This window comes from Telluribacter humicola (genome assembly GCF_017355935.1).
GTDB lineage: Bacteria > Bacteroidota > Bacteroidia > Cytophagales > Spirosomataceae > Telluribacter > Telluribacter humicola.
The window spans coordinates 297,518-315,719 of the sequence record NZ_JAFIQT010000001.1 but is presented as its reverse complement, the minus strand read 5'-3'; the positions used below and the strand labels follow the sequence as shown (position 1 = coordinate 315,719).

The window sequence follows — 18,202 nt, the reverse complement described above, 5'->3', positions numbered from 1 at the left end:
CATGGCTGCTACCTATCAAGACTTGAAACCCGATTGGGACGATAACGCGCTTAATATGGGCGGTACCCAGCAGATTGGCTGGTACGGCTCCCTGCCGGACTTCCTGACCATCGCCAAGCCGGCTTCGGCTCCGGTAGATCCGCTGGAAGAATACGTGATCGCGACTCCGCACGTGATGAAGACGGGGAAGAAGATGCACCAGATCTATACGGAGGTGAACAAGGGGGAACTCGACTACGAACCGCTGGGATCGGAAGATGGCGGCGGCTTTAAGGTGACAGGGAAGCTCTTCATCCCGGGTGATACGACGAAGCTGAACTACTTCGCCAACAAGGTGCGTCAGAGCAAGTACATTTTCCTGATCCCGGATGCGGATGGCTTGCTGAACCAGATTGGGACGGAGGGCTTCCCTGCCACGATCAAGATGGCGAAAAAATCGTCTACTAACGATGGCGTGAAAGGCTACGAGTGTGAGGTGTCGGCTTACATGCCTCATAAGCTGATCTACGACGCGGTGGTACCGACCACGCCAGCGGCTTAATGATGATGTCTTAGTAATGATGGCTAATCGGTATTGATGATGGCTAAGCAAAAAAAAAGAAAGGCTTCCATGGTAACACCCACGGGGCAGGATGGTCAGGAGACCGGCACTCGCTACGCGGTGAAAGGATTACAAACGCTGGACCGGATGCCCGTGGTGTTCAGAGGAGAAAGGTACGATGTGGCGAACCTGTCCGAACAGGAACTCACCTATCTGCGTCAATTCCCGGAAGCCTTTCCTTACCTCACTGAAAGTGAATAGGATCGATTTAGTTAACATGTTAAAAATAGCCGGGACCTTTCCGGCTATTTTTCTACCTGGTCTAGGTTCGTCTAAACTGGTCTAGGTTCGTCTAACCTGGTCTGAATTCAGCTACGTTCGTCTAACACATGATTCATTAGCTATGCAACACTCGATAATGCTTGGTACTGAAATAGAGGATGGCAAAACGTGGCCTATATGGCATCCGCTTCAAATATGCGCCAAGGACTACAAAACCGCCAAAGAGGTACATAAAATATCTGGTTGTCCCGGTGGCGTGGCCGAACTGATAGAAGAAATAGAATGGCCGGAAGGTGCGCAGTACTTCCCTGTTGACGAAAGGGAATTATGGGTACTAGGTGCCGTACTCCTTATGAACTGACCCTATGCAAAAAACTTTACTTACTGAACTCACCGCCTGGCTCGAAAAGCCGCAGTACTGGCCGGGGGTGCAATTGTACGAAACGTACGGGAGCAGCGCCTTTCTGAAAAAGCTGTTCCGGTCATCGGAAGACGACTACAACCGGAAGAAGCTCACCGAGGAGCTGACCAAGCTACTGGACCAGTACCAGGTACAGGAGCAGGCCGTACTGGACAGCATGCCGACAGAACTGACCAATAAGCTGGAAGTAGCCAGGCGGCTGATGGATGAGCGATCGGCGCTGAAAGAGCGTCTGCGGGTGTATGATGGGCAGAAGGCCCCGGCCGAGCAGATGAAAGCCGCGGCCTTTGAAATCCTGGCCATTAATGATCAGCTGGACGAGATCTACGCGGAAGAGCGATTCTTCCGGCAGGTAGGGCATCTGCCCGAGAAGACGGATTTTGCCCAGGATTCGGTGGAGTGGCTGATGAAGCGCCGGCTGACGCTGCGTACCTACGTGAGCCGATACAGGTCCCGTCCGGATAAATTGCAGGAGTACCAGAATGAGCTGTTCCAGGTAGAACAAAAGCTGCAGGCGCATGGGATTGTTTGATTTGAAAGAACTGGACGATAGCCCCCAGGAGCTCTCACGGCCGCGCGGCCTGATGTTGCCCTGCGGATCAGAACAGATGGAAGTACTGGCGCTGGATAACCGGGAAAGTCTGCAGATAGCCGTGCAACAGCTGCAACCAGGCAAAAGTCTGCACTACCTGTCACGGGGCCTGTGGTCGATGCACGATCTGCTGTTCAGGGTTCTGGAACTGACTGGTCCGGCCGATGTGGCGCTGGCGACCTGGACGATTACCCAGGAGCCGGTTCAGATGCTGGTGGCTGGTATGGAGCAGGGGCTGATCCGGAGTCTGTCGGCCCTCTTTGACGTGCGGGTGCAGATCCGGAATGAAGATGTGTACTACTACGCTCAGCATAACATTGCCCGGATTGGCCTGGCGGTGTGCCACGCTAAGGTGACGGTGATCGAGAATGAGGCCTGGCACATTACCATCAATGGATCCGCTAACTATACCAACAATCCGAGGATAGAGAGCGGCGTGATCACGGAGAGCCGGGAGATAGCAGCCTTCCATCGGTCATGGATCATCGACGAAATCAACCAAGCACAACGCTCATGACACTCACTGAGTCACAACTGGAAGAAATTTCGGAGCTGGCTTCGCTGTTTTTCAGCCCCCAGGACATAGCCATCATTACCGGGCTGGATGTGGATCAACTCCTGGAAGAGATTGCTACGGAGCAATCATCGGCTAACCTGGCTTACCTGCGCGGGAAGCTGAAAGCCCGGGCTTCGGTTCGGAAAACCATTAAAAATCTGGCCATCCAGGGCAGCAGCCCAGCCCAGAACCTGGTTCTGAAAATGATGGAGGAACAGGATTATCACGAAGAAATCAATACGGGTCGGTATGGGAAAACTTACTGATGTAGATAAAATATTTGAATGCCTCCGTAAAGGTCAGGAGTTGCCTGCCACTCTGGAAGCCCGGTACCAACGGCTGAATCATGCGAGGGAGCTGCTGTATGGGGTAGAACACATGAATACCCAGCAGATCTGTAAATCCATCGCGAAGAAGTTCCAGATCACCGTATCAGCGGCCCGGTTGGATGTAGTGGATGCCAAACGGCTGTTCCCCTTTCTGGATCCTGTGGACCGGGACTTTGAGAAGTCCTGGCTGATCCATGATATCAAGGCGACTATTCAGGCAGCCCGTAAGAAAGGCGACCACAAAGCCCGGGCGGCCGCGCAAAAAAACCTGATCTCCATCTTCGGCTTTGATAAAGACCTGGGCAATCAGGAGCCGCCATCACTCACCATTAATGTCCTGAACTTTAATCCGGCACTGATCGGAGCGAAGGAGTTGCCGAAGGCTGATCTGGATAAGCTAATTGATGCCGCGCTGGATGCCGATGCCAAGCAGGAGGCTGGTTATGAAGACATTGACTGGGAGGATGTAAAAACGGAAGAAAATGCTTGACGTACATAGTATTGAAGAGATGCAGCGCTATCTACTGGAAAATCCGGAGATAGCGTCTTTGTTATCGGGGATGCCCATGGAATCAGTGCCCGATGAATTGCAGGTCAAAACCTTGCATTACAATAAGCCCCAGCTACGCTCTGCTTTGATCGAAGCGAACGAAGAAACGGACGTATGGGGGCGTGGAACGGGAAAATCGGAAGGCAGGATTGCTCCTCGTTCGATGCGGAATATGGAGGTGATGCCACGCAGCCGGGGTGGGTTTGTCGGTCGTACTTATCTGCAATTGCTGGAGCGGACGATTCCACCGGTGATCAAAGGCTGGGAGGCTCAGGGCTATAAGCGCGGTCGTGACTTCTGGATCCGGGAGAAACCGCCCAAGAGCCTGAACATCCCCACGCCTATCGTGGGGCCTCTGACATCAGAGCATACGATCTACCACCGAAACGGATCAGTAGCCAGTCTGATCAGCCAGGACAGGCCTGGCTCCGCGAATGGTACCTCGCTGCACTGGATCGTTGGGGATGAAGCCAAGCTACTCGATAAGCAGAAGTACGATAATGAGCTGATGCCGGCTAACCGGGGCGATGAGCGGTACTGGAAGGATGTTCCGGAATTGCATAGCATCCTGCTGGCTACGGATATGCCTACGTCAAAAGAGGCTAAATGGATCCTGGAAAAGAAACATGAAATGGATATCGATCGGATTGAGTTGATCCTGTCGGTGCAGATGGAAATATTCCGGCTTACCAAGAAGCTGGTGTTTGCCCAGGGCACTACGAAAGCCAATGTACTTCGTGAGCTAAGCCGTCGCCGTGCTCAATGGGATAAGCTCCGCGCTAATGCCAGGTACTACTCACTGGCCAGTACGCTGGACAACCTGGAAGGGTTTGGTGCTAAGAACCTGGCTCGCCTGAAGCGGATCCTGCCGGCGTTCATCTTTATGACGGCAATCCTGAATAAGGAGCCATTTCTTACCGAAAGTGCTTTCTATCCTGATCTGGGCGAGGGACACCTCTATGATGCCGTTGACTACGCCTATGTGGATTCGGTGGATTGGGAGAAGGTGAAGTTTGATGACTGCAGAAAAGATGCTGACCTGAATCCTAATGCTCCCCTTCACATTGGTGGAGACTATAATGCTGCCATTAATCCCATTGTCATAGGCCAGCAATGGCGGAAGAAGGATCTGAAGATCATTAACAGTATGTACGTAAAGCATCCGGAGCGATTAGCGGATTGCGCCAGGGCTTTCTGCAATTACTACAAGTACCACAAGTCCAAGAAGGTGTATTACTACTATGATCATACGGCTACCTATACCAGCTCCCAGTTGGATGAATCCCCAGCCGATGAGTTCTGTCGTATTCTTGAAAGCAATGGTTGGAATGTGGAGATGGTATACATTGGTCATACTGAGAAACCGGAAGTTCGTTTCGAGCTGTGGGGTAAAGCGCTTCGTGGTGGTGATGAGTCTACTCCTGAGGTACTGATCAACAGGGGAAACAATGAGTACCTGCTTACCTCCATGCGTATGGCAAGGACTACCCAAAAGGAACAGGGATTTGCTAAGGACAAGAAAGACGAAAAGAATAAGGAACTCGATCAACGTGAAACAACCCACTTCTCTGACGGAGGGGATACTCTTTTAGTTGGCTTCACTCGCTACATAAGGGAGGAAGTAGGGGATACAATGGATATCCTTACCTCCTAACATAAGGGACTCTTTTTTTATTCGGATTGCATTATAAGGGACTTTTGTCGCTCCGTGGAACTATTGCAATATTACAATGTTCCACGGGTCATATATCGCGACGGGTCCCCCCCTGCAATTGCGATCACGGACAGCGCGTGTCGGGGTCAACTCTCCGAGGGATAGGCTTTTTTCGCATCTTCGATTGCTCAAACGCCTGAAAATCAATAAGAAAAAGATCAAAAAAAGTGTAATTATTTACCAAGAATCGTTTGAAAATTCAAACGAAAGTGGTATATTAGTACTGTAAATCAATCACTTAATGTATCACTTAAACAGTCAGTTATCATGAAAAAGGAAGTCATTTTTGATCAGATCACCGAGCGTATTGTTGCATCATTAGAAAAAGGTGTTGTGCCCTGGCGGCAGCCTTGGGGATTCGTAGAACCCGCACAGAACTACTTTACAGGCCACATTTACAGCGGTGTTAATTCGTTGTTGATGCTAATGGACAATTACGAAACGCCCTACTTTGCGACCCTGAACCAGATCAATAAAGCAGGTGGACGGGTAAAGAAAGGTAGTAAGGCCTCGTTAATCGTTTTTAACAAATACCTGTACTACGACCTGAAAGGAAACAAGATTTCGGAAGATCTGGTAAAGACTATGCATCCTAGTACTTACGAAAAGCGTTACTACCTGAAATACGATTATGTGTTTAACATCTCTATGACTACAGGAATAGAGATCAAGAAGCAATCCACCCGCCAGTGGGATAAAAAAGCCTCTATCTATGAATGTGATTATTTCATAGACCACCTCGAGAACGCTCCTACTATACAGTGCAAGCTGTCAGATTATGCCGTTTACAATAAGGCGTATGATGTTATCACCATGCCTTTGTTAGAGCAGTTTTTCAGCACGGAACATTACTATGCTACCCTATTTCATGAACTGATCCACAGTACCGGACACAAAGACCGCCTGAACCGGGAGAGCCTGACCGATTCCAAAAAGTTCGGGGATGAGAAGTACAGTTTTGAAGAGCTGGTAGCGGAAATTGGTAGTTGTTTCCTGTGCAATGCCTTTGGAATAGATACTGCCCCTGTGCAGGAAAACGCCGAAGCTTATATTAAAGGATGGGTGAAACGGCTACGGGAAGATACTTCTATGATAGTGGAAGCCTCCAAATTAGCCAAACGTGGCTACCAGTTCTTAACCGAGCAGGTACAGACCCCACACTTTTTTTTGCCCTTAACCGTTTGAAATTTCAAACAAATTGTGTAACTTAGTTCTGTAAATCAATTCTTATTGTAAATCAATTCATCACTTAAAACAGTCAGTATCTTATGAACAAGCAACATGCAACCGCCCACGGCAACGGACAAAGCAACCTGAAGCCTACCCCTGCACTCCCTGAGTCAACCATCCGCCCCTTGACGGCCACTCCGAGCGCAGAGAAAAAGAGCCAAGCCGTAACGGCTACCCAGGAGGAAGCCCAACCCCAGCGGCAACCCGAAGCCCAACCCGCTGTTCCGGTAGCTTCGCAGATTGAACAGGTAATGAAGCAGTTTCAGCAGATGGAACGGCTTACCAAGTCGCACAAGATGTTAAAAACTACCTCCGAGGAGCTAGGGCAGTTTGATTTTAAGCCTACGGAGGAAGTGAACAATACCGTAACGCTCTACATTACGGACAGTAAGGGACACCGATTTGAGACCCGCAATGCCAACCTGATAGAGCCGCTGATTCAGTTCCTGCAACAGGTACTGGCTGATAAGACTACCGAAGTAGAACAGGAGCTACTACGGTATAAAGCCCCTAACTGATAAGAGGAAGTGATACGGAAAGAGCCGCCCGATTGGGCGGCTTCTTTCTTGCCCTGCGTCAAGAAAGAAGCAAAGAACCCGCTCCCTGGCAAATGCCCGCGCCCGAAGCGGCCTGGGGAATTAAACCGGGCGAGTCCTGCAAACTAGCACACCTCGCTCGGTTCTATTCCCCGAGTGTCACCAAATCCCTGAGCGGTACCACAGCTTTGAAATAAAGCTAAGATCCAGCCCAGGGTAAAGAAATGGAACTGGTAGATTTATAGATGTTAATTCTCTACATTTGAAATGTATACCCCACTATCTCATAATTCTTATGAACTACTTGCCTTATCTTTATTCCTTCCTAGTAATTATGCTAGTAAGACTAATCATCAACCTGTATAAATATTTCCGTATTCAGGCACTCTACAAAAAATACATTGATTATATAAAAAATGACACTCTAAGCTTTGCTGAGTATAAAAGTGAGATTAAATCCCTATTCCAGGAAGCAGAAATAAAAGACTTCGGAGTACAGTACCAAGAAAGACTAGGATATGGTCGATTAGCTGAAGCAACGGTTTCGGGTTTTGAAAACATGACATATCGCGGTGAGAACGTATTCATACCAATGCGAATGAGATTTTTCGAAGCAAAAGGGGTTTTTAGAAAAAGGTGCTATGATTCAATAAACCCACTTTTCTGGATTGAATTTCTAGTAAAGCTACCCGAGCATCTCTTCAAGTACTTTGGTGTTTTACCCGAAAAGGTTATAGTTAAGATATTCCTAGTAATCTACTGGCTAGTAGCTCTGTTCTTTGGGGCCAAAAAGCTTGATATAGTTGAGCTTTTAACTAAATAATTTATTCTCCCCCCAAAAACACAAAAAAAGCCCCCGCCATTCGGCAGGGGCTTTTCTGTATTAAGTAAATCAATTCCACTTAAACAGTGAAAGCTCAAAGATAACGCTTTTTTCAGGAGTTTGTCTCCCGCTCAAAGCCTCCGGTGAGGCCCCACTTTATATCCTGTACGACGACGAAACCTGCTTTCTGAAGCAGCTCCATCTTCTTATCCGTTGTCAGATTCTTCTTTTTCTGGACCAGGTGCTTGAAGTAGCGTCGCCGGTCCGGAGCTTCGCCCGTCCTTCCCCACAGGTACTCATCATCCAGTAGTTTTTTGAAAGCTTCGTCGGTATTCATCGTGCTCGAATTTAGATAGTCTAAGGTACGTATTTCGTGTGAAATTTCAAACAGTTCGACCCGATCACTGTCGAACCCATTTCCCCTCCAATTGGCTAGTATTGGTCATTCTTACAGCTCCCTGACCATGCTCAAACTCAATCCCGACGCGTTCGACCTTATGAAACGTACTACGGCCAATGGGATGCCCAAGCCGTTCAGTATCGTGTTCGTGACGGCCGACCGGGCTCGCAATACCGGAGGCGATACAAAGCGCCTCGAAAAAGTAGTGCTGTCGGACCGGGAGCGATCGGGAAGCCGGCACAACCGGACCATTAACGTACGGCCGCTGGGCACCAATGACTACGTGAAAGTACACCTTGACCTCATTCTCTATCTTAACGACCAGCCCATCGCATGAGCATTTCCTGGCTTCATAGTTCCGACAATCTGGATGTGGCTTACCTGCCCGCCGCGCAGATGACCGTCCACATGGCCAGCACGGGCCAGGGCGCGCAGCCATCGGCTCAGGCGGTAAAGCCGGCCATGCCCCGAAAGAAAGAAATGGGGGGCGGCGCTTCCGGAAAAGACGCTCCGCAGCCCTGGGGTGATTCCAACGACTATCCGCAGCGGCTCATCGAGCAGTACTCCAAGGATCCGATCATTCCGGAAACCTTCGCTAAAAAGACGGCGATGGTCAACATGAATGACGTGATCCCCTTCCAGGTGATTGGCTACAATGCGGATAACTCTGAAATCGTGCAGTGGGTGAATGATCCCGAGATCAACACCTTTCTGAACAACGTATCCAACAAGCGGTACCTCCGGGAAGGCACCAGTGACCTGGTGTGGCTGTACAATGCCTTTCCGGAGCTGATCATGTCGCGCGACCGCAAGCGGATCCTGTACATCGCCCACCAGGAAGCGGCCTACTGCCGGTACCAGAAAATGAACGACAGGGGAGAGATCGAATGGGTCCACATCAACGCCAACTGGCCCAACGTGGTCCAGAACGATCCGCTCACCATCAAGCGCCGCTGCCTGGATCCGTACCGGTACGACCGCATTGACTGGGCCCGCCAGCTCAGCGAGGGTAGCTTTATCTATCCCATCAACATTCCTACGCCCGGGCGCGACTACTACCAGCTGCCCACCCACGACTCCATCCGCACCAGCGGCTGGCTAGATGTGCACCTGATGGTACCGGCCTTCAAAAAGGCCATGATGCAGAATGAAATGAGCCTCAAGTACCACCTGAAGGTGGATGTCAAGTACTGGGAGCACCTGCACGGTAAAGAAGCCTGGGACAAATACAGTCCGGCCGAAAAGCGGGCCAAAAAGCGGGAATGGCTCACCGAAATGACCGATACGCTCACCAGCGCCGACAAAGCCGGGCTGTCGATTATGACCGAGCGAAAATGGCTCAACGGCGAGAAGGCCCAGTACCAGGAGTTCCTCGAAATCGTGGCGGTTACCGACCACATGAAAGAGGGCAAGTATATCCAGGACGGCCTCGAAGCCGCGGCTAACCTGTTTTACGCCCTGGGTATCGATCCCACCATCGTGGGCTTTGCCGGCGGCGATAAGATGGGCGCCCGCTCCGGAGGTTCCGACAAGCGCGAGGCCTGGCTGATCCTGATGCACATGCTCAATGTGTTCCGCGATCCCCTGCTCGAACCCTACTACTACGCCGCTGAATTCAACGGTTGGACCACCAAATATCCTAACCTGAAATTCCGGCACCGCGACGTGATCCTGACTACGCTCGATACCGGAGCCGGAACCAAAAAAGTCCTTAGCTAATGGCCCTGTTCAAAACCACCGAGGAGCTCGCGCAGTATCTGCCGGGGATCAACTCCGTACTCAGTTTCGACAAGATTCGTCCCGTGATCATGGACGTGCAGCGTTCTGTTCTGGAACCGTACTGCGGCGAAAAGCTCATTCAGGAACTGGATAAAGCCTATAATGCGCCCACTTTTTCCAAGCTGGATGAGATGCAGGAAGCCCTGCTGAAAGAAATACAGCCCGCCCTGGCTCCCATTGCCATGACGCGCTATATTCCCATCGGCGAAGTGCAGATCGATGGCCGGGGTGTCACGACCTACGACGAAGGTGACAGCCGCAAAGGAGCCGACAACGCCCAGATCCTGCGTCTGCGTCTGAGCCTGCTCACCATGGGCATGGATGCCCTCGAACGGCTGCTGACCTTCCTGGAAAAGAAGGTAGCCGACTACACGGATCATCAGGAGGTACTGAAAGCCCGGCCCAAGAGCCTGCTGCCCAACGCCCGGGAGTTCTCGACGGCCTACCAGATCTTTGATAGCCACCTGACCTACCGGGGGCTTATGCCCCTGATCGTCCAGAACGAGGACGACCGCGTTGCTCCTGTCCTGGGTCCTGCGCTCTATACCGAATTGCAGGGTAACAGCAACCTGTCAGATGCCAAAAAGAAGCTTCGCCGGCAGGCGCAGCGCGCCCTGGCGTACTGCACCGTAGCCGATGCCATCGAGCTCAATATGGCCGTGGAGCTGAATGCCGAAGGCCTTCGACTCAACTACACCAGCCAGATCGGCAACGTGAAGTACTACTCGCCACCCGACCACGCTACCCGCGAGAGCCTCCTGGCGGCTGCCCGTAGCCGCGCCCAGTCGGGACTGGAACGCTTAGCCGAAGCAGTGATCAGTCTGACCAGCGAACCCACCACCGGCAGCGGCCTGATTGATAATACCGGACTCAAAATCATAGGCCTCTGATATGCGCACCATTGAAGTAGTACTCACCCGGGGGCGCCGGAAGTACTCCGGCCCATCCGGATGGAACGAGCTAAAAAAGCCCAGCCTGTACCGCAAGCTGTACCGGCTGAGCCGGATTGGCTTTCATATTCCTACCACCCGGTTCATGGCGCTGCGCCTGGTGTACCGGATGCCGGAGCGGGTGTCCAAGCTGTTCTTTGCGCCCAAAACGGTTAGCCCTACCGCCGAAGGCAGCCTGCTCGACGACTCCGACCGGACGGTACTGATCGGTCACCAGCTGCTCGATACCGTACAGTGGATCTGGGACCGGTTTCCCAACCGGCGCTGGCACTACAAAACCCTGTGGGTGCTGTGGAAGCGCTTTCAAGGCCCCGATGATGAGTTCAGGGGGATGACCTTCCAGCAGTTCATGTTTGCCGAGCGGCATTTTGAAGAGACGCTCAAACCCGAGCGTTACCGACAGGGGGTGCTGATGCTGGCGGCTACGCTTTACGTGCCCCGGGGACGGGCCTTTGATCCGGAGCGGATTGCCCGCCACGCCCGCTGGCTCCGCTGGGTACCCGGAGACCTGCTCGAAGCCATTGCGCATAACTACATCGGCATCCGGTACCAGTTCACGCTGGATTTTCCCGAGGTATTTGAGTCGGATCCGGACGATGACGAAAACAAAGTCAGGAAGGTAAGGTCTGCCACCAGTGCCGGCTGGCTCGACGTGGCGCTTTCCTTGGTGGGGGAAAATATCCCGCTCTTGCACGAATACGAAAAGGAGGAGCTATGGATGGTGATGAAGGTGCTTCAGAACGCCATGATCCGGAACAAGGAGCTGGCAGAGCAGAATAAGAAGTAAACCGACACCTATTGATATAAACTATACCCTCCTAATCATCATGAAACGCAAGCGTCCCCGCTTCTTTCGGCGCCTGATCCAGCGCGAAAGGGGCCGAATCCGGAAGATCTATTTCCGCTTTTGTGTACAGTTTGAGCGCGACCTGTTCAGCGAAGAACCCGTCCTGGCTCAGGTAAGCTACCGTACCCTGTACAAGGTGTACCAGGTACGCTGGCATTTGCTCTGTGAGAAGATCCGCCAAGCCGGGCGGTTCCGGTTTCTGCTCCCTGATCCGAATGCCTTCCTTCGGGAATACTATCCGCAGGCATGAGTAGCTACCATGCCTGTTTCTGGCTGGGCGTGGTGGTAGCGGCCCTGACTAACCTGGTGGGTCTGCTGCTCTACCACCGCTTTATCCGCAAACCTCCCGATGATGCCTGAGCGTACCAGGCAAAAGACGACCAAAGTCCACCAATACAACCCTAGTAATCACTTATCCTAAAACAGTCTCTATGAGCATCCTATTCTACATTTTCACAATCGCTGCCCTTATGCGGGAGCTTTTAGTATTGAAAAACCCCAAAAAATACCATGACCAGGCGAAGTGCTTCCATACCAAAAAGTTTGATGATCTGACGGATACCCAAAAAATATCCGCAGGCCTTCTTTTCTTTTACCTGCTATGGATACTGGTGGGTCTGTTCACCTCCCACTGGTTGCCTTTTCTGTTCCTGTTCCTCCTTTGGCTGGTTCCCGTCCGATGGGTGTGGCTTCGCTGGACCCGATCGCTGACCGTATTTTTTGTTCTACTGTTCATCCTGATCAACCGGTACCATCTCCATATCGATTTGTGGCGGTGGGTGACGGCATAGGTATAAAAAAATCCCCCACCAACTTACGGCGGGGGATATCCCAAAAAATCAGAGTATCCAGATAAACTGATTATTGACTTAACGACGATATCGACCTGAATATTAGCTAACTGTTTCAATCTATGACCTGCATAATTTCAATCTCCAGGGCTAAACAGCACCAACTCCCCTTTCCCTGGCAGGAGATTGTTCGGATGAAGGGCGATTGTAATTATACGGAGATCTTCTCCATAGGTGGTAAAAGGTACCTGACCAGCTATCCTATGAGGAGTTATCTGGTTGCGGCACCTGGTGGATTCTGCCGGATTCATAAGCAGCACATTATCAATCTGGCGTACCTTCTGGATGTAGATATATCCACTAAGTCAGTGCAATTAACAGATGGGACCTCCATTGTAGTAGCCCGTCGCCGCTGGAACCACTTCATGGATCAGGTTAATCGTAGTAAATCTTAATCCCCCCTTCCCCCATGGCCTTTATCCTTAACGATACCACCTACGACGATGCCGCTGAGTTCATGGAAGCCTACTTTGAGCTGGCCGCGGAGCAGCTCCTGGGCCACCACAAAGCCAAACCTGCCTACTTCGTCAACAACCAGCTCGAATCCACCACCGAGATTGAGCTGGCCATCCAGAACGGCCTCAAACTCCCGGCCCTGATCCTGGACATGCCCGAAGACCACCTGCTCGATAAAGGAGGCCACCACGCGCAGCGCCTCGAAGCCGCCATCTCCATCATTGCTCCCTTTGAACAGGGCAACGCCCGTCATATCCGGAAGGTACGCTACCAGTGCCGGACCCTGGCGCGCAAGCTGGTCATGCTCATGAAGCGCGACGGCCTGCGTCAGGCTCCCTTCAACGGCCGGCTGATCACCAACCACATCCAACTCGATAAGGAATCGCTCTCCGGGATGTACCTGGGTACCATAGCCGGGCAATTGACCGGATGGACCTACGAGTTTGCCTGGGAAGCCCCCGACAGCCTCCTGCTGGGCAGTGAGGACTTTGCCTAAACGTGACTGTCGAAGCCTTTTCGGAGCCGTATAGCCAAATTCGGGTATGGCTATACAGGTTACCCCTCCCGAAAAAATAGGTTTTTCCCGGAATCCCATCGTCTGGCGTTTTCAGAACGATAATGCCGGCTATCTGGCTGGCTCGGTGGCGGAGAACGCCATTATTTTTTCCGGTGCCGTTGTGCCCGGTACCACTATTGTAGTTCGCTGGAACGGCGAAGAGCAAAAGCTTAAAGCCAGTGCCACACCCAGCTCCCTGGGAGCAGAGTTTCCGGCCGGCGACGGCTCAGTCGCCTATGTCGAATCGCTCGTCGAATGGTTTGCGGCTAACTACTATTTTAACGAGTATTTTGTCGTCGTTACCAATACCATTGACGAACTTCCCGCCCTGGTCTTTCAGGGACGTAAGGCCGGTTCTTCCTACAATTTCAGCAAGACCACCTTTGCCGGCGGCGAGTGCCGCAATACCGTTTCCGGGGTCAACAGCACCATACCCGTCAACCCGCACGTCTACGTCGAAGTGTGGGTACGTAAAGGCGTGGATCTGTCGTTCGACCGTATCTACCAGGCGCCCCTGGCGCTCACGACCGACAGCAACGCCGAGCTGGATCTGAATGAGATCCTGCACGCGGAGCTCACGCCGGAGATGCCTTCCATGATCCTGCCGATGGGCAGCCATGTGCACGGCTCCCGGCTGGACTACTACCTGAAATACGCCCCGGCCGGTGGCGAGAACTTTTCGGTAGGTCAGCTGCTGCAGACCGATACCTACTACGCTCTGCTCGGCGGGACCAGCTACGAGGCGGGCTCCGGAGCTACCGTAGCATCTACGGTTTTGGGCCTTACGCCTGCGCTGGACCGCTTTTTGAGTTTACAGAATACCACGCGCTACGTCTACCGGGACCAACCGGCTTTCCTGAGTTTTATCAACCTGCGCGAGGAATCACGGACGGCCGCTACCCTGCGGATCACCGTCCATTTTCAGGACGAGACCACCCAGGTCGTAGACAATACGGGCGTTACCAATCTGCACCAATACCAGAAGGCGATGTGGGCCGTGGGCTACAACCAGCTCAATCTGGCTGCTCTTAACACCGATAAAGTCGTACAGCAGTATACGGCTCAGTTGTTCGACGGGGCTACCGCCATCAGCGAGCAGCTCAGCTTCGTTGTACTCTATGACTACAAGCCCTACCGCCGGTACTTCGCTTACGTCAACAGCGTGGGTGGCATAGACACCCTTTCCATCTGTGGCAAGGGTAGCCCTGAGCTTACCTACTTCCGGGAGCAGGCCGAACAGGTACTACCCTACAACTACGAGTCACACCACGGCCAGTATACCGACTGGGATATTGAAGTACAGGAAAGTTTCGATGCGGCTACCGGTTTCCTCCGGGCGCAGGACTTCCTGACCTTTCGCGACTTCTTCCGGAGCACCCACAAGTACCGCGTTGTCGCCGTCGCGGCCTATCCGATCGGTATTACCACCAACAGCATTCGTGAGAGCCGCGACGGCGACAACGCCCGGGCGCTCCTATTCCAGTATACCTATTTGTTCCGGAACCGCTCAGTGAGCCTGGGTGATCTGGAAAAAGACAGCTTTGAAGCCAACCAGAACGTGCCGCCTCCGGGCATCGAAGGCGCGGGCCCCATTGTGGTCGGCAATAGTGGCCTACCCTATACTGGCCAGGTGGATCCTTACCCCATTCCGGCCAGTCTCAATCCGGTGACCTCCGGCGGGGTGTTCGAGCTGTTGTCCAACTACCAGCCCAAGTTTAGCGTTGGCACGACGCAGCAGATCCGCTTGGGCGATGGCAGCCTGGCTAACATCCAGACGCTCGTCCGGTCCAACCAGGAGCACCGGTCGGCTACGACGCTCCAACGGGGCGAGCTCAGGCTAGCCACGTTGAGCGAGGCGAGGCAGGGCGTAAGCGAGGAAGTGGCCATTACGCCCAAAACATTAAAGGATCGGCTGGATGAGTTTGAGCCTAATGTAGAGAATCTGCCCATTGCCTCCCAAATCCAATTAGGCATCGTGCAACTGGCTACCGACGAAGAGGCCGCGGCTGGTACCGACAATAGCAAAGCCATTACGCCGAAGCAGTTGAAGGAGGAATTAGGTAGTATAGATCAGGTAGTGGATCTACCCTCTAATCAGACAATTGCCGGGCTTAAAACCTTCCAGCGGCCCGACGGTGAAAAGGTACAACGGTGGCTCAACGAGTCCGGCGAGAAGGAGATCTATGTGCAGTTTTCGGAGGATGGTACAAAGATGTATTTCGTCCCGCTCAATACCACCGAATATCCGGGCGTGCAGGGCTTTTCTCTGTATTACGACTTTACACTAGAACGGTGGCAGTTTGAGCAGATGCCCTACTTTGGGACGCAGCCGATCAACAACGGGGGCGAGGCCCTAAAACTGGCAACACCGGTCTTCGTCTCCCTGACGGGTGACGCTGAGGCCCAGGCGGTGGAGTTTGATGGCTCTGAAAACCTGACACTCCCTACCTCCGTCCCCGTAGCCCGGCACCCCAAGTTTGGCAGCCTGCCCCAACCGTTTCTGACCGTGGGCGAGGGCTTCAACATCGTCCTGAACCTGGGGCAGTACATAACCTCTCACCACGCTGCCGCCGACCTGAAAATCGAGAGTTTTCTCGACCGCGAGAACTGGTGCAACGCCTCCTACGACGGGTTGACCGTCACCCTGACGGGCACCTACCCCAGCGCCACCGGTAAGTTGCCGCGCATTCTGGTCAGGGAAATAGCAAATGCCGAAAACCAGCGCATTATCACCCTGCCCGAACCGACCATTACCAACACCCCGCCCGTGGTGCGGCTTGAATACTGGAACGAATCGGCCGGCAGCAAACTAGCTGACATCACCGAATCCGCCGTGCTGACCTGGATCAATCCCTGGGACACCCGCTGGATCATCTCCAACGCCCCGCACAACTACTGGCAAATCATCACCCGCAACAACAATACAGGAACCATGACCGAACGCGTAAGCCTGGCCGGCACGGTGGCCCAGACGAGCCAAACCACGCTGCACGGCTTCGGGGCGGCCAACAGCAGCACGGTCACGACCGTCAACGGACAGCCCCTGGCGCCGGGCAGCTACACGCAGCAACTCATCCTGAAACGGGATGGAGAAACCATCGTGGATACCACCGTCAGCTTCTCCATTCAGGAGGAAATGAAAACGTGCGAGCGCGGTCCCACCCTGTTTGGCAACAACCCCATTACTAACATCACCAACACCAGTCTGACCTACGCTTTTGACGGGCTGGGGGCCAACGACCACCACTTCCGCATCTTGCGGGACGGGCAAATACAGTACGCCAGCATTGCACGGTCGGAAGTGCTTCCTGATCTGTACAAGGATGCCTTTATGCAGATTGAGTTCCCCTACCAGCCGGGCGGTATCTACAGGCTGGAAATAGAGGGGGCTAACTGCCGCTCGGCGGTTTCCTGGCGGGAGTTCACCATTCCAGGCGGCGGCGGCGAGCAGCCTGGCACTCCTACGCCGCTCTACCTGAAAAAGGAAAATGCAGATCTGACCTACACCACCCTGGCCGAGCTGAGCACGACGGAGGCAACCCTGGCGCTGCCCGACAACTGGGAGGTGTTTTTCACCGGAGCCGACGGCAAAAGCTTCGACTACGTGACCATGCAACTGTTTGACGTGACGGGAGGCAGTGAGCAGCCCGTGAACGTGAGTACATACACGGGTGCCCCACAGGTCTACACGTTCAGCAGCCCGACCGCATCGGCGAACCTGCAAGCCTTTCTGGGCATGAAGTCCACCCAGATCGGCTCCATCCACCGCCCTGATTCCAAGTTCCGCATCGTATGGGTAGCCCGCTCCGGCGGGGCCAGCGGCACGGTGGTTGCCACTAAGGAAGCCCGCTTTGCCTTTCTCTCCCAGCCGGGTGAAAACTGCATCCTGCTCAACGACTTCAACAGCGGCACGCAGGGGTGGGCGGAGCTGGACAACGCCGACGGCTTTCGGGCCGAAGGAGGCCGCCTGAAATTCTACGCCGAGAACATTGGTACGATGGTCGGCTCGCAGTGGGGCTTAGGCGTGAACGCTAACGAGTACAAAAAAATTAAGTTCCGGGGCAAGTGGCCCGTTCACCCCAGCGGCGGGCAGACCCAGGTGGTGATCTACTTCGCTACGTCGAGCCGCAACGTGCTGGACGACGAGCAGAAGATTGACCACTACTTCACCGCCACGGGAGCCGATCAGGACGTGGTGATCGATGTGACCCACGCCCTGTGGGTGAGTACGCTGAACAACATCCGGGTACGCCCTTCCTCCGTACAGGGGGATGTGGAACTGGATACGTTCAGCATCTGCAAGGAGGGTGTGTACAATCCGCCGCCCGACCCCGATCCGGTGGCAAAGACCACCGTTCAGCTCTGGAATGATGTCTCCAACGGGCTTATCTCCGAACTACCCGAGTTCTCTAACCCGTCTTTTGCGTGGAATGAGGAATGGGATGTGCGATGTGTAATACAGAATATGGCCCACACGCACATGACGAAGGATCTGGAAAAGCAGAATAGTTCGGGCGTATGGGAAAAGCAGATGCACACCAATCAGCACACTGCCAGTACGTATCCTTCGGCAACTCAGAATGGAACCTACGAACTGTTTGGCACCTACCACGTGGGCACCTACTCGTCCGGGATCATCGGGCAGGGAAATTTCCAGCCCGGCATCTACCGGGTCACCTATAAGATATACAATGACACTAGTCTCGTTGCCACTGTCACCCGCACGTTTAGTTTCGGCGAAGTCGTAATTACCCCCTCCGTCGGCTACACCAACCTCTCTATCTACTAA

Annotated in this window: 21 protein-coding genes; 20 read left to right on the top strand and 1 reads right to left on the bottom strand. The window is 53.2% G+C overall.

What is annotated here, in order from left to right; translation table 11 throughout:
- Position 1: 1 nt before the first annotated feature.
- The 11 genes from JUB14_RS01390 (at position 2) to JUB14_RS01340 (ending at position 7,574) form a co-directional block, all read left to right on the top strand.
- A complete protein-coding gene (locus JUB14_RS01390; protein ID WP_207503814.1) occupies positions 2 to 541 on the top strand; it encodes a hypothetical protein in 540 nt (179 codons plus the stop codon).
- A 69-nt stretch (positions 542 to 610) separates the two neighbouring features.
- Positions 611 to 802 carry a hypothetical protein gene (locus tag JUB14_RS01385; RefSeq protein ID WP_207503812.1) on the top strand — a complete coding sequence of 64 codons (192 nt, stop codon included), beginning with the start codon at positions 611 to 613 and terminating at the stop codon, positions 800 to 802.
- A gap of 142 nt (positions 803 to 944) precedes the next feature.
- Positions 945 to 1,184, top strand: coding sequence for a hypothetical protein (locus JUB14_RS01380; protein WP_207503811.1), 240 nt, complete (start codon positions 945 to 947; stop codon positions 1,182 to 1,184).
- 4 nt (positions 1,185 to 1,188) lie between these two features.
- The gene (locus JUB14_RS01375; protein ID WP_207503809.1) at positions 1,189 to 1,776 is read left to right on the top strand and encodes a hypothetical protein; all 588 of its coding nucleotides are present in this window, start codon (positions 1,189 to 1,191) and stop codon (positions 1,774 to 1,776) included.
- On the top strand, positions 1,763 to 2,353 hold the full coding sequence (locus JUB14_RS01370) for a phospholipase D-like domain-containing protein (RefSeq protein WP_207503808.1): 591 nt from the start codon (positions 1,763 to 1,765) through the stop codon (positions 2,351 to 2,353). The genes JUB14_RS01375 and JUB14_RS01370 overlap by 14 nt, the downstream gene beginning before the upstream one ends.
- The gene (locus JUB14_RS01365) at positions 2,350 to 2,658 is read left to right on the top strand and encodes a hypothetical protein (protein ID WP_207503807.1); all 309 of its coding nucleotides are present in this window, start codon (positions 2,350 to 2,352) and stop codon (positions 2,656 to 2,658) included. Before JUB14_RS01370 ends, JUB14_RS01365 begins: the two co-directional genes overlap by 4 nt.
- Entirely contained in the window at positions 2,642 to 3,211 is a 570-nt protein-coding gene (locus JUB14_RS01360) for a hypothetical protein (protein WP_207503806.1), read from the top strand. Before JUB14_RS01365 ends, JUB14_RS01360 begins: the two co-directional genes overlap by 17 nt.
- On the top strand, positions 3,204 to 4,925 hold the full coding sequence (locus tag JUB14_RS01355; protein WP_207503805.1) for a hypothetical protein: 1,722 nt from the start codon (positions 3,204 to 3,206) through the stop codon (positions 4,923 to 4,925). Before JUB14_RS01360 ends, JUB14_RS01355 begins: the two co-directional genes overlap by 8 nt.
- A 327-nt stretch (positions 4,926 to 5,252) precedes the next feature.
- Complete coding sequence (locus JUB14_RS01350; RefSeq protein ID WP_207503804.1) at positions 5,253 to 6,170, top strand: ArdC family protein; 918 nt, start codon at positions 5,253 to 5,255, stop codon at positions 6,168 to 6,170.
- Between the two features lie 83 nt (positions 6,171 to 6,253).
- Positions 6,254 to 6,733 (top strand): hypothetical protein, encoded by a 480-nt coding sequence (locus JUB14_RS01345; RefSeq protein WP_207503803.1) that lies wholly within the window; start codon positions 6,254 to 6,256, stop codon positions 6,731 to 6,733.
- A gap of 352 nt (positions 6,734 to 7,085) precedes the next feature.
- Positions 7,086 to 7,574 carry a hypothetical protein gene (locus tag JUB14_RS01340; RefSeq protein WP_207503802.1) on the top strand — a complete coding sequence of 163 codons (489 nt, stop codon included), beginning with the start codon at positions 7,086 to 7,088 and terminating at the stop codon, positions 7,572 to 7,574.
- Positions 7,575 to 7,686: 112 nt separating this feature from the next.
- Here the strand turns inward: JUB14_RS01340 and JUB14_RS01335 are convergent, their stop codons facing one another.
- Positions 7,687 to 7,911 (bottom strand): hypothetical protein, encoded by a 225-nt coding sequence (locus tag JUB14_RS01335; protein WP_207503800.1) that lies wholly within the window; start codon positions 7,909 to 7,911, stop codon positions 7,687 to 7,689.
- Between the two features lie 127 nt (positions 7,912 to 8,038).
- Here JUB14_RS01335 and JUB14_RS01330 point away from each other — a divergent pair, with 127 nt between their 5' ends.
- The 9 genes from JUB14_RS01330 (at position 8,039) to JUB14_RS01290 (ending at position 18,202) form a co-directional block, all read left to right on the top strand.
- Positions 8,039 to 8,311, top strand: a complete 273-nt coding sequence (locus tag JUB14_RS01330) for a hypothetical protein (RefSeq protein WP_207503798.1) — start codon at positions 8,039 to 8,041, stop codon at positions 8,309 to 8,311.
- A complete protein-coding gene (locus tag JUB14_RS01325) occupies positions 8,308 to 9,693 on the top strand; it encodes a hypothetical protein (protein ID WP_207503796.1) in 1,386 nt (461 codons plus the stop codon). Before JUB14_RS01330 ends, JUB14_RS01325 begins: the two co-directional genes overlap by 4 nt.
- Complete coding sequence (locus JUB14_RS01320) at positions 9,693 to 10,643, top strand: DUF6712 family protein (protein WP_207503794.1); 951 nt, start codon at positions 9,693 to 9,695, stop codon at positions 10,641 to 10,643. The genes JUB14_RS01325 and JUB14_RS01320 overlap by 1 nt, the downstream gene beginning before the upstream one ends.
- Before the next feature lies 1 nt (position 10,644).
- Positions 10,645 to 11,490, top strand: coding sequence for a hypothetical protein (locus tag JUB14_RS01315; protein WP_207503793.1), 846 nt, complete (start codon positions 10,645 to 10,647; stop codon positions 11,488 to 11,490).
- Positions 11,491 to 11,530: 40 nt separating this feature from the next.
- Positions 11,531 to 11,800, top strand: coding sequence for a hypothetical protein (locus tag JUB14_RS01310; protein ID WP_207503791.1), 270 nt, complete (start codon positions 11,531 to 11,533; stop codon positions 11,798 to 11,800).
- A gap of 181 nt (positions 11,801 to 11,981) precedes the next feature.
- Positions 11,982 to 12,341 carry a hypothetical protein gene (locus JUB14_RS01305; RefSeq protein ID WP_207503789.1) on the top strand — a complete coding sequence of 120 codons (360 nt, stop codon included), beginning with the start codon at positions 11,982 to 11,984 and terminating at the stop codon, positions 12,339 to 12,341.
- A 122-nt stretch (positions 12,342 to 12,463) separates the two neighbouring features.
- Positions 12,464 to 12,796: a LytTR family DNA-binding domain-containing protein gene (locus JUB14_RS01300; RefSeq protein ID WP_207503787.1), complete on the top strand. Its 333-nt coding sequence runs from the start codon at positions 12,464 to 12,466 to the stop codon at positions 12,794 to 12,796.
- Between the two features lie 14 nt (positions 12,797 to 12,810).
- Complete coding sequence (locus JUB14_RS01295; RefSeq protein WP_207503786.1) at positions 12,811 to 13,353, top strand: hypothetical protein; 543 nt, start codon at positions 12,811 to 12,813, stop codon at positions 13,351 to 13,353.
- 46 nt (positions 13,354 to 13,399) lie between these two features.
- The gene (locus JUB14_RS01290) at positions 13,400 to 18,202 is read left to right on the top strand and encodes a hypothetical protein (RefSeq protein ID WP_207503784.1); all 4,803 of its coding nucleotides are present in this window, start codon (positions 13,400 to 13,402) and stop codon (positions 18,200 to 18,202) included.

Excerpts from the sequence above, each read along its gene's own strand:
- JUB14_RS01380 (WP_207503811.1), top strand. The coding sequence starts at position 945 with ATGCAACACTCGATAATGCTTGGTACTGAAATAGAGGATGGCAAAACG.
- JUB14_RS01360 (WP_207503806.1), top strand. The coding sequence starts at position 2,642 with ATGGGAAAACTTACTGATGTAGATAAAATATTTGAATGCCTCCGTAAA.
- JUB14_RS01340 (WP_207503802.1), top strand. The coding sequence starts at position 7,086 with ATGCTAGTAAGACTAATCATCAACCTGTATAAATATTTCCGTATTCAG.
- JUB14_RS01370 (WP_207503808.1), top strand. The coding sequence starts at position 1,763 with ATGGGATTGTTTGATTTGAAAGAACTGGACGATAGCCCCCAGGAGCTC.
- JUB14_RS01375 (WP_207503809.1), top strand. The coding sequence starts at position 1,189 with ATGCAAAAAACTTTACTTACTGAACTCACCGCCTGGCTCGAAAAGCCG.
- JUB14_RS01290 (WP_207503784.1), top strand. The coding sequence starts at position 13,400 with ATGGCTATACAGGTTACCCCTCCCGAAAAAATAGGTTTTTCCCGGAAT.
- JUB14_RS01355 (WP_207503805.1), top strand. The coding sequence starts at position 3,204 with ATGCTTGACGTACATAGTATTGAAGAGATGCAGCGCTATCTACTGGAA.
- JUB14_RS01335 (WP_207503800.1), bottom strand. The coding sequence starts at position 7,911 with ATGAATACCGACGAAGCTTTCAAAAAACTACTGGATGATGAGTACCTG.
- JUB14_RS01365 (WP_207503807.1), top strand. The coding sequence starts at position 2,350 with ATGACACTCACTGAGTCACAACTGGAAGAAATTTCGGAGCTGGCTTCG.
- JUB14_RS01300 (WP_207503787.1), top strand. The coding sequence starts at position 12,464 with ATGACCTGCATAATTTCAATCTCCAGGGCTAAACAGCACCAACTCCCC.
- JUB14_RS01325 (WP_207503796.1), top strand. The coding sequence starts at position 8,308 with ATGAGCATTTCCTGGCTTCATAGTTCCGACAATCTGGATGTGGCTTAC.
- JUB14_RS01305 (WP_207503789.1), top strand. The coding sequence starts at position 11,982 with ATGAGCATCCTATTCTACATTTTCACAATCGCTGCCCTTATGCGGGAG.
- JUB14_RS01320 (WP_207503794.1), top strand. The coding sequence starts at position 9,693 with ATGGCCCTGTTCAAAACCACCGAGGAGCTCGCGCAGTATCTGCCGGGG.
- JUB14_RS01385 (WP_207503812.1), top strand. The coding sequence starts at position 611 with ATGGTAACACCCACGGGGCAGGATGGTCAGGAGACCGGCACTCGCTAC.
- JUB14_RS01315 (WP_207503793.1), top strand. The coding sequence starts at position 10,645 with ATGCGCACCATTGAAGTAGTACTCACCCGGGGGCGCCGGAAGTACTCC.
- JUB14_RS01345 (WP_207503803.1), top strand. The coding sequence starts at position 6,254 with ATGAACAAGCAACATGCAACCGCCCACGGCAACGGACAAAGCAACCTG.
- JUB14_RS01390 (WP_207503814.1), top strand. The coding sequence starts at position 2 with ATGGCTGCTACCTATCAAGACTTGAAACCCGATTGGGACGATAACGCG.
- JUB14_RS01295 (WP_207503786.1), top strand. The coding sequence starts at position 12,811 with ATGGCCTTTATCCTTAACGATACCACCTACGACGATGCCGCTGAGTTC.
- JUB14_RS01350 (WP_207503804.1), top strand. The coding sequence starts at position 5,253 with ATGAAAAAGGAAGTCATTTTTGATCAGATCACCGAGCGTATTGTTGCA.
- JUB14_RS01330 (WP_207503798.1), top strand. The coding sequence starts at position 8,039 with ATGCTCAAACTCAATCCCGACGCGTTCGACCTTATGAAACGTACTACG.
- JUB14_RS01310 (WP_207503791.1), top strand. The coding sequence starts at position 11,531 with ATGAAACGCAAGCGTCCCCGCTTCTTTCGGCGCCTGATCCAGCGCGAA.